Genomic DNA, 10,229 nt, shown 5'->3' on the forward strand with positions numbered 1-10,229 from the left:
CTGGCACCGGGGGCGGCGACGTCGTGGCCGGTGCGGGCGCGCTGATCGCGGCACCCGCCGACGGTCCGGCTGGGGCGAGCGTCGCCACGGAGGCGCCCGAGGCGGTGCCGCCGCCCGCGCCTCCGCCCGGGCCAACGCCTGGGTCAACGTGGCAGGCCCAGCCACCGGTTCCGGCCCCACTGTCGGCCCCGAACCCGACGGCGCCTTCGCCCCGCCGGGGACCGGAGTCCGCGAGCGCCGGGCGCAGCGCGCTGGAGGAACTCTGGCGCGCCTACAAGGAGAGCGGTGACCAGCGGCTCCGGGAACAGCTGATCCTGCACTACTCACCACTCGTCAAGTACGTGGCGGGCCGGGTCGGGGTCGGTCTGCCCTCCAACGTCGAGCAGGCCGACTTCGTCTCCTCCGGGGTCTTCGGGCTGATCGACGCGATCGAGAAGTTCGACATCGACCGCGCCATCAAATTCGAGACCTACGCGATCAGCCGCATCCGCGGCGCGATCATCGACGAACTGAGGGCGCTGGACTGGATCCCGCGCTCGGTGCGGCAGAAGGCCAAAGCGGTCGAGCGGACGTACGCGACGCTGGAGGCTCGGCTGCGTCGGACCCCGCACGAGCCCGAGGTCGCGGCGGAGATGGGCATCGCGATCGAGGACCTGCACGCCATCTTCAGCCAGTTGTCCCTCGCCAACGTCGTGGCGCTCGACGAACTGCTGCACCCCGTGGGGGAGGGCGGCGACCGGCTGAGCCTGATGGACACTCTGGAGGACCACGGCGCCGACAACCCGGTCGAGGTCGCCGAGGACCGGGAGCTGCGCAGGCTGCTGGCCCAGGCGGTCAACACGCTCCCGGAACGCGAGAAGACCGTGGTGACGCTCTACTACTACGAGGGCCTGACCCTCGCCGAGATCGGGCAGGTCCTCGGGGTGACGGAGAGCCGGGTGAGCCAGATCCACACCAAGTCCGTCCTCCAGCTGCGCGCCAAGCTGTCGGACATCCGGTAGCGCTCGTCAGCGGCCGGCGGGCGCCCGATACCGGCCGGGCATGCCGAGGTTTGCGCGGCGGCGTATCGGCCGCGTGTAGGGCTCCGTACAGTGGGAGCGTGCCGAAGATCCGAGCGGCCACGGTGGCCGAGCATCGCCAGCTGCAGCGGGCAGCCCTCCTCGACGCTGCCCGCGTCCTGCTCACCGAGGGGGGCATGGAGGCGCTGACCTTCCCCGCCCTCGCGGCGCGGACCGGGCTGGCGCGCTCCTCGGTCTACGAGTACTTCCGCTCGCGCGCCGCGGTGGTCGAGGCGCTGTGCGAGGTGGACTTCCCGCTCTGGGCGGCCGAGATCGAGGCCGGGATGGAGAGCTGCGACACCGCGGCCGGCCGCATCGAGGCGTACGTCCGGGGCCAGCTGGTGCTCGCCGCCGATCCGCGCCACCGGGCGGTCGTGGCGATCTCGGCGCTGGAACTCGACGAGGCCGCGCGCGAGCGGATCCGGGCGGCGCACGGGAAGCTGGTCGGCCTGGTCACCCAGGCGCTGGAAGAGCTGGGCCACACCCAGCCGCGGCTCACCGCGGCGCTGCTCCAGGGGATCGTCGAGGCGGCCGTCCGCCACGGCGAGCAACTGGCGGCGGCCGGAGCCATGCCCGGTGGCATGGCCGAGAGCCCCGAGCAGATCGCCGACGCCGCCGTCGCGATGGCCCTGCACGGCCTCGCCCGCGGCTGAACCGGGGGTCGGCCCCGGTAGCCCCGGTTGCCTTGGCAGTCCCGGTCGCTCCGGCGGAGCCGGGGCGCCCATCGGCAGCAGCCGCGCCGCGCCCGCGCCGAACAGGGCGAGCGGGTCGAGGTAGCGGTCGCCACGCAGCAGACCCCAGTGCAGGCAGGCCCTCCCCGCACAGTGGTGTCCCTCGGCGGCAAGCGGGGAGAGCCGTCCGATCACCTGCCCGGCGCCGACCGTGCTGCCCACGGGCGCGGTGCCGGTGACCGGGAGGTAGGTGGTCCGCAGGGCTGGGGCCCCCGAGCCGGGGTGTGTCACCGTCACCACCGGGCGCCCCGCGACCAGCCCGGAGAACGTGACCACTCCCGGAGCCGCAGCCCTGATCTCCGCCCCGGCCGAGGCGGCCAGGTCCACGCCCCGGTGTCCGGCGGACCACGGTTTGGCCGGCGCCACGAACCGCCCGAGCACGCCGCCGGGCCCGCCCACCGGCCAGGCCCGACCGCGCGCCGGCCCGGTACCGGTCCCGTCCCCTGAACCGCTCGGAGCCGACAGCCCCGACACCGCAGGAGGACCGGCAAAGCCGGAAGCACGCGCGCCCGAAGCACCCAACAGAACGAGCACCACCACAGCGCACAGCACCACGGCCGCCACCGACGACAAAGACCCCACCGACGACAAAGACCCCACCGACGACAGTGATGCCACCGACGAGACCCCCCGAACCCCACCACGAGCAGTCATGCGCCCGAGCGTCCCGGCCCCGAAGCGCCCACACCACCCCCATCGGGATTCCTGTGGACAAACCGCCTCCGCGGACGAGCGGCATCCCCCGGAAGGGTGTACGAACGCCGCCATCCGGTGTACAAGCGCCTTCCGCCACCGCCGCGAACCACCTCCGCCCACCATCGTGAGTCACCGCCGCGAAGCACCTCCCCCCACCGCCACACACGTCACGACGGCCGCGCTCCGGCCCGCGCCGGCGGCGCCCGCGCAGGTCCACGGCCGCCCGTTCGCAGCCCCTCCGCCACCTGCGGAGTCGCCCGCCACTCGGCGCTTCCCGTACACTTCACACGCGACCCGGTCCGCCGGGTCGACTTCGCACGCCCCGCCACCGGTGGACGGATGCGGCTCAGCCGCCGCCCCCGCCAGGTGCGAGTGCCGCTCGGTCCGCCGAGCCCGTCGCGGTCCCCGACCGAGCGGGTTCAAGCGGCTCGGCACGTTCGGGGCGTCAGGCGTGGCTGTCACCTGGCTGCCACGAACAAACCGAGCCTGACCCGGCCGTACACGCAAACGCCCGAACGGGGAGCGCCACCGCGCGAGCCCCGGGGCGGCCTGCGCGGCAGCCGGGCCGTAACACCTGAGGAGAACGGCTATGGCCGTCGTCACGATGCGGGAGCTGCTGGAGAGCGGCGTCCACTTCGGTCACCAGACCCGCCGCTGGAACCCGAAGATGAAGCGCTTCATCATCACCGAGCGCAACGGCATCTACATCATCGACCTCCTGCAGTCGCTGAACTACATCGACCGCGCCTTCGAGTTCATCAAGGAGACCGTTGCCCACGGCGGCAGCGTCCTCTTCGTCGGCACGAAGAAGCAGGCCCAGGAGGCCATCGCCGAGCAGGCCACCCGCGTGGGCATGCCCTACGTGAACCAGCGCTGGCTCGGCGGCATGCTGACCAACTTCTCGACCGTCTACAAGCGTCTGCAGCGCCTCAAGGAGCTCGGCGAGCTGGACTTCTCGGACGTGGCCGGCTCCGGCCTCACCAAGAAGGAGCTCCTGGTCCTCCAGCGCGAGCACGACAAGCTGGAGAAGACCCTCGGCGGTATCCGCGACATGCAGCGCGTTCCCAGCGCCGTGTGGATCGTGGACACCAAGAAGGAGCACATCGCGGTCGGCGAGGCCCGGAAGCTCAACATCCCGGTCGTCGCCATCCTCGACACCAACTGCGACCCGGACGAGGTCGACTACAAGATCCCGGGCAACGACGACGCGATCCGCTCCGTCACCCTGCTGACCCGCGTGATCGCCGACGCCGTGGCCGAGGGCCTCAAGGCCCGCGCCGGTGTCGCCAAGGGCGACGCCAAGGCCGAGCCGGGCGCCGACCAGCCGCTGGCCGACTGGGAGAAGGACCTCATCGAGGGCGAGAAGAAGGCCGAGGAGGCCCCCGCCGCCGCCGAGGCCCCGGCCGCCGAGGCTCCGGCCGAGCAGGCCTGACGTACCAAGGGTGAGGGGCACTCGCCGGTACGACACCGGTAGGTGCCCCTCTCTCCCGTGCCGGGACCGGACCAACGGTCCCGGCACCTCCCCACGCAGACACGCGAGACGCGAGAAGAGATTCACACCATGGCGAACTTCACCGCCGCGGACGTCAAGAAGCTCCGTGAGCTCACCGGCGCCGGCATGATGGACTGCAAGAAGGCCCTGGACGAGGCCGAGGGCAACGTCGAGAAGGCCGTCGAGCTCCTGCGCATCAAGGGCCAGAAGGGCGTCGCCAAGCGCGAGGGCCGTGACGCCTCCAACGGCGCCGTCGCCGCGCTGATCGCCGAGGACACCAAGTCCGGCGTGCTGGTCGAGCTCAACTGCGAGACCGACTTCGTCGCCAAGGGTGACAACTTCGTCAAGGTCGCCGACGCGATCGCCGCCCACGTGGCCAAGACCGCCCCGGCCGACCTGGACGCCGCCCTGGCTTCCGAGATCGAGGCCGGCAAGACCGTCCAGCAGTTCGTCGACGAGGCCAACGCGACCCTGGGCGAGAAGATCGTCTTCCGTCGCTTCGCCCAGTTCGACGGTGACGGCTTCGTCGCGGTCTACCTCCACAAGACCAGCCCCGACCTGCCGCCGGCCGTCGGCGTCCTGGTCGAGCTGGACAAGGAGAACGCCGAGGTCGCCAAGGACGTCGCGCAGCACATCGCCGCCTTCGCGCCGAAGTACCTGTCCCGCGAGGACATCCCGGCCGAGGAGATCGAGAACGAGCGCCGCGTCGCCGAGGCCACCGCTCGCGAGGAGGGCAAGCCCGAGGCCGCCCTGCCGAAGATCGTCGAGGGTCGCGTCACCGGCTTCGTGAAGGAGAACTCCGTCCTGGAGCAGGCCTTCGCGAAGGACAACAAGAAGACCGTCGCCAAGGTCCTCGAGGAGAACGGCGTCGCCCTCAAGCGCTTCGCCCGCTTCCGCGTCGGCGCCTGAGCCACGTTCCCCCTGGTCCCCGGCGCGTTTACGCTGGGTACCGCCCCCGCCTGCTGACCCGGGCGGGAGGAACGCCGAACGGGCTCCCCAGCGCCAACCGCCATGGGCGGGCCGCGTCGGCACCATGAACGACGAGGAGGCCATTGCCGTGCAGGACACCGAACCGGTTCCCGCGGCAGTGGCCTCCTCGCGTGTACGCGCAGACCGGGCATCCGCACACCCGCGTCTGTGAACCAAGTAGGTGCAGAAGGAGAACTCCCATGCAGGAGACGCAGGAGACCGCGCAGGAACCCAAGGACGGCTCGCGTCGCCGGGTGCTGCTGAAGCTGTCCGGTGAAGCCTTCGCCGGTGGCGGCGGGCTCGGCGTCGACCCGGACGTCGTGCACGCGATCGCCCGGGAGATCGCCACGGTCGTGCGCGCCGGCACCGAGGTCGCCGTGGTCATCGGCGGCGGCAACTTCTTCCGCGGCGCGGAGCTGCAGGTCCGCGGCATGGACCGGGCCCGGTCCGACTACATGGGCATGCTCGGCACCGTGATGAACTGCCTCGCGCTCCAGGACTTCCTGGTCAAGGAGGGCATCGAGACCCGGGTCCAGACCGCGATCACGATGGGCCAGGTCGCGGAGCCGTACCTGCCGCTGCGGGCCGTCCGGCACCTGGAGAAGGGCCGTGTGGTGATCTTCGGCGCCGGTATGGGCATGCCGTACTTCTCCACCGACACCACGGCCGTCCAGCGCGCGCTGGAGATCCACGCGGACGTCCTGCTGATGGGCAAGAACGGCGTGGACGGCGTCTACGACTCCGACCCGCGGACCAACCCGGACGCGGTCAAGTTCGACGCGCTGGAGTACTCCGAGGTCATCGCCCGCGACCTCAAGGTCGCCGACCTCACCGCCATCACGCTGTGCAAGGACAACGACCTGCCGATGCTGGTCTTCGAGCTGCTCGCGGAGGGCAATATCGCACGCGCGGTGAAGAGTGAGAAGATCGGCACACTCATCAGCCAGGATTCCGTCCGGGCCTGAGCAGCAACCAGCCGTACGGGACGGCGTCGGCGCCGTGACCGGGCGCCACGCCGACACCGGTCGGGACAACAGCAGATGAACCGGACAGGGAGACCACAGTGATCGAAGAGACCCTCCTCGAGGCCGAGGAGAAGATGGAGAAGGCCGTCCTCGTCGCCAAGGACGACCTCGCGGCCATCCGCACCGGCCGTGCCCACCCGGCGATGTTCGCCAAGATCGTCGCCGAGTACTACGGCGCCGTGACCCCGATCAACCAGCTGGCCTCGTTCTCGGTGCCGGAGCCCCGGATGGCGGTCGTCTCGCCGTTCGACAAGACCGCGCTGAAGGCCATCGAGCAGGCCATCCGCGACTCCGACCTGGGCGTCAACCCGTCGAACGACGGCTCCATCATCCGAGTGGTGCTGCCCGAGCTCACGGAGGAGCGCCGCCGGGAGTTCATCAAGATCGCCCGGACCAAGGGCGAGGACGCCAAGGTCTCGATCCGCTCGGTGCGCCGCAAGGCCAAGGACGGCATCGACAAGCTGGTCAAGGACGGCGAGGTCGGCGAGGACGAGGGTCGCCGCGCCGAGAAGGAGCTCGACGACACCACGGCCAAGTACGTGGCCCAGGTCGACGAGCTGCTCAAGCACAAGGAAGCCGAGCTGCTCGAAGTCTGATGAACGACGCCCCTGACGCCCCTGGCTACTGGGGCCCATCCGACCAGCAGTTCCAGCCCTACCGCCCGGCGCCGCAGCCACAGGCCCCCCGGCAGCCGTCGCACGCGGCGCCGGGGTACGCCGAGCCCACGGCGCCGGGGTACGGCGAGCCCATGGCTGCGCCGCAGGCCCAGGGCCACCCCGGCCGGCCGGACGGCCACGCCGCGTACCCGGGTGCGCCCGGCGCCGTCCCGGGTGACCAGGGCGGCCGAACGGGTCACGCGCCGCAGCCTCCGGTGTACTGGGGCCCCGACGCGGAGGAAACTCAGGTCATGCCTCCCGTCCCGGCCGACCCGGTCCCGCCCGTCGGCCCCGGCGTGCCCGCCGGTCCGGCCGCGGGCCCGGTGGCCGGTGCGAACCCGGCGGCCCATCAGGCCGCCGGCCAGGACGCGGGCCCGGCGCGCGAGGCGGGCCGGCTCAGCGGCCCGCTGTTCCGGGACGAGCATCCCGGTGCCGCGGCGCCGGGCGCGTCGGAGACCGTCGTGCTGCGCGCGGTCACCGATGACGCCGCCCCGGCCCCCGGCCACGGCGCCCCGCCGTACCCGGGGGCTCCGGTGTACCCCGCGCCCGCGTCGATCCACCCGGCGGCCGGGCAGCCCCCCTTCGTGCCGTCGTCCCACCCAGGGCAGGAGACGCCCGTGGCCCAGCCCGAGCCGCAGCCCCAGCCCCGCAAGCAGCGCGGAGGCCGTAACCTCCAGGCCGCGATAGGGGTCGGGGTCGGTCTCGGCGCGGTGATCATCGCCTCGCTGTTCGTGGTGAAGGCGCTGTTCCTGGTCGTCGTGATGGCCGCGGTGTCGGTCGGCGTCTGGGAGCTGACCAGCCGGCTGTCGGAGCGCAAGCAGATCAAGGCGCCGCTGGTCCCGCTGGTCGCGGGCGGCATCGCCATGATCGCCACCGGCTACTGGTCTGGTGTCGAGTGGGCCGCGGCCTCGCTCGCGCTGACCGGCCTCGCGGTGATGGTCTGGCGGATGGCCGAGCCGCCGGACAACTACCTGCGGGACATAACGGCGGGCGTGTTCACCGCGTTCTACGTGCCGTTCCTCGCGACCTTCGTGGCGATGATGCTGGCGGCCGACGACGGCCCGCAGCGGATCGTGCTCTTCCTGATCGTCACGATCTGCAGCGACACCGGTGCCTACGCGGTGGGCTACAAGTTCGGGAAGAACAAGCTGGCCCCGACGATCAGCCCGGGCAAGACCCGGGAGGGCCTGGCCGGTGGCATCGGCTTGTCGATGCTGGCCGGCGCCCTGCTGATGCAGCTGATCATCGACGGCGGCAGCTGGTGGCAGGGCCTGATCCTGGGCGGCTGCGCGGCCGTCACGGCGACCCTGGGCGACCTGGGCGAGTCGATGATCAAGCGCGACCTCGGCATCAAGGACATGGGCACACTGCTGCCCGGCCACGGCGGGATCATGGACCGGCTGGACTCGCTCCTGCCGACCGCCCCGGTGGTCTGGCTGCTGCTCGCCGCCTTCGTCGGCAGCTAGCGCCCGAACGCACGCATGCACGAGAGGGCCCCGGACGTCCCGACGTCCGGGGCCCTCCGGCGTCTGCGACACTGGAACAACCATGCCTAAGCCCGGAGAACTCACCTTTGTCGCGCCGCGCGGCGCCAAGCCCCCGCGACACCTCGCCGACCTGAGCCCCGCCGAGCGCAAGGAGGCCGTCGCCGAGCTGGGCGAGCAGCCGTTCCGCGCCAAGCAGCTCTCGAACCACTACTTCGGCCGGCTGTCGAACGACCCGGCGAGCTGGACGGACATCCCCGCCGCCAGCCGGGAGACGCTCACCGGGAGCCTGCTGCCCGAGCTGATGTCGGTGGTCCGGCACGTCTCCTGCGACGACGACGCGACCCGCAAGACGCTGTGGAAGCTGTTCGACGGCACGCTCGTCGAGTCGGTGCTGATGCGCTACCCCGACCGGGTCACCATGTGCATCAGCTCGCAGGCCGGCTGCGGCATGAACTGCCCGTTCTGCGCGACCGGCCAGGCCGGTCTGACCCGCAACCTGTCCACCGCCGAGATCGTCGAGCAGATCGCCGCCGGGATGCGCGCGCTCAAGGCCGGCGAGTTCGGCGCGCGCGGGGCGTCGTCCGCCGAGGACGGCAGCGGCCCAGGCAGCGAGGCGCGACTGTCCAACGTCGTCTTCATGGGCATGGGCGAGCCGCTCGCCAACTACAACCGGGTGCTGGCCGCGATCCGCCGGCTGACCGACCCCGCGCCGGACGGCTTCGGCCTGTCCCAGCGCGGCATCACCGTCTCCACCGTCGGCCTCGTCCCGGCGATGAACCGTTTCGCCGACGAGGGCCTCAGCTGCCGCCTCGCGCTGTCGCTGCACGCCCCGGACGACGAGCTGCGCGACGAGCTGGTGCCGGTGAACACCCGGTGGAAGGTCGCCGAGGTGCTGGACGCGGCGTGGAACTACGCGGAGAAGTCCGGCCGCCGGGTCTCCATCGAGTACGCGCTGATCAAGGACATCAACGACCAGGCGTGGCGGGCGGACCTGCTCGGCCGGCTGATCAAGAACCACCGGGTGCACGTCAACCTGATCCCGCTGAACCCGACCCCGGGTTCGAAGTGGACCGCCTCCCGGCCCGAGGACGAGCGCGAGTTCGTCCGCCGGCTCCAGTCGCACGGCGTGCCGACGACCGTCCGCGACACCCGTGGCCAGGAGATCGACGGCGCCTGCGGCCAGCTCGCGGCGGCCGGCTGAGGCCAGGGACTACCGGAGTCCGGCGGCGGCCAGCGCGGCCGTCGCCCCGCCGGTGACCAGTAGGGCGGTGCCGACCGCGAGCGTGCGCAGGGCGACGGCGCCGAACAGCAGCCGGGGCGAGGCACCGAGGCGCAGCAGCGCGTCGGTGACGTTCCGGCGGTCGGTGCGGACCTCGGCCAGGCGGGCGGCGACGGCCGCGGCCGCGCAGCCGAGGACCAGGCAGGCCTCGATGGCGGGCAGGGCGTCGGCGCTGCCGGGGGCTCCGATCCAGTAGCGGATGGTGGTGAGCACCACCGCGACGACGAGGGTGAGCACGGCCAGCGGCGCGCCGAGCCGACGGGCCTGTGCGGTGAGTCCGCGGCCGGCCAGCAGGCGCAGCGGGGTGGGCCGGCCGAGGGCGAGCAGCCGACCGGTCCAGGCGAGCAGCGGGCCGGTGATCAGGGCGAGGCCGAGGGCACTGGCGGCCCAGCCGCCGACCGCGGCGACGCTGGTGCTGCCGAGTCCGGCGGGCAGGTGGACCGGGCGGCCGTCGGCGGCGGCGCCGGGGCGCAGGGCGATCAGTTCGAGGGCGAGGCCGACCACGGCCAGGCCGATCGGCACGGCGATCCGCAGCGGCCGGAAGCCGGTGGGGGTGGTGCGGCCGCCGGCGGGGAGGGTCTCGGCGAAGGGCACCGAGCAGGCCGCGGCGATGCCGGCGGTGATCGGCACGAGCGCGAGCAGGGTGACCGGGGCGGCGGCCGGGAGCGGCACGCCCATGCCGAGGTCGGGGGCGAGCGAGGGTCCGGCGATGTCGTTGCGCAGCACCAGGAAGACCAGCAGGGTGAGCACGCTGCCGAGGGTGCAGGCGAGGGCGACCTCGCCGGCGATCAGGGCGCGGATCCGGCCGGCGCCGGCCCCGGCGGCGGTGAGTCCGG

At 72.5% G+C, this 10,229-nt stretch carries 9 protein-coding genes and 1 pseudogene; 8 read left to right on the forward strand and 2 right to left on the reverse strand.

The genetic code is table 11. The features are described from left to right. Positions 1-104: 104 nt before the first annotated feature. Together whiG and AB0O00_RS20600 are read left to right on the forward strand one after the other, a co-directional pair. Positions 105-1,001 carry an RNA polymerase sigma factor WhiG gene (gene whiG, locus AB0O00_RS20595; RefSeq protein WP_363653787.1) on the forward strand — a complete coding sequence of 299 codons (897 nt, stop codon included), beginning with the start codon at positions 105-107 and terminating at the stop codon, positions 999-1,001. A 122-nt stretch (positions 1,002-1,123) separates the two neighbouring features. Next, complete coding sequence (locus tag AB0O00_RS20600) at positions 1,124-1,711, forward strand: helix-turn-helix domain-containing protein (protein WP_363653789.1); 588 nt, start codon at positions 1,124-1,126, stop codon at positions 1,709-1,711. A 123-nt stretch (positions 1,712-1,834) separates the two neighbouring features. Here the strand turns inward: AB0O00_RS20600 and AB0O00_RS20605 are convergent. Then, positions 1,835-2,608, reverse strand: a pseudogene (locus AB0O00_RS20605) (peptidoglycan DD-metalloendopeptidase family protein); the annotation flags it as partial. Positions 2,609-3,074: 466 nt separating this feature from the next. Here AB0O00_RS20605 and rpsB point away from each other — a divergent pair. The 6 genes from rpsB to rlmN all read left to right on the forward strand — a co-directional run bounded on the left by rpsB (position 3,075) and on the right by rlmN (position 9,315). Continuing rightward, entirely contained in the window at positions 3,075-3,917 is an 843-nt protein-coding gene (rpsB, locus tag AB0O00_RS20610) for a 30S ribosomal protein S2 (RefSeq protein ID WP_045700214.1), read from the forward strand. 129 nt (positions 3,918-4,046) lie between these two features. Then, positions 4,047-4,886, forward strand: coding sequence for a translation elongation factor Ts (gene tsf / locus AB0O00_RS20615; protein ID WP_363653777.1), 840 nt, complete (start codon positions 4,047-4,049; stop codon positions 4,884-4,886). Positions 4,887-5,146: 260 nt separating this feature from the next. Further along, positions 5,147-5,911 (forward strand): UMP kinase, encoded by a 765-nt coding sequence (pyrH, locus tag AB0O00_RS20620; protein WP_363653778.1) that lies wholly within the window; start codon positions 5,147-5,149, stop codon positions 5,909-5,911. A gap of 98 nt (positions 5,912-6,009) precedes the next feature. Continuing rightward, positions 6,010-6,567: a ribosome recycling factor gene (gene frr / locus AB0O00_RS20625; protein ID WP_329929691.1), complete on the forward strand. Its 558-nt coding sequence runs from the start codon at positions 6,010-6,012 to the stop codon at positions 6,565-6,567. A 152-nt stretch (positions 6,568-6,719) separates the two neighbouring features. Then, on the forward strand, positions 6,720-8,093 hold the full coding sequence (locus AB0O00_RS20630) for a phosphatidate cytidylyltransferase (RefSeq protein WP_363653781.1): 1,374 nt from the start codon (positions 6,720-6,722) through the stop codon (positions 8,091-8,093). 82 nt (positions 8,094-8,175) lie between these two features. Further along, the gene (rlmN, locus tag AB0O00_RS20635) at positions 8,176-9,315 is read left to right on the forward strand and encodes a 23S rRNA (adenine(2503)-C(2))-methyltransferase RlmN (RefSeq protein WP_363653783.1); all 1,140 of its coding nucleotides are present in this window, start codon (positions 8,176-8,178) and stop codon (positions 9,313-9,315) included. Between the two features lie 9 nt (positions 9,316-9,324). On the opposite strand, the gene AB0O00_RS20640 is transcribed toward rlmN, so the two are convergent. Beyond that, the coding region (locus tag AB0O00_RS20640; protein ID WP_363653785.1) for a hypothetical protein at positions 9,325-10,229 on the reverse strand (905 nt) is incomplete at its 5' end.

Source organism: Kitasatospora sp. NPDC093558 (assembly GCF_040683475.1).
Taxonomy (GTDB): domain Bacteria; phylum Actinomycetota; class Actinomycetes; order Streptomycetales; family Streptomycetaceae; genus Kitasatospora.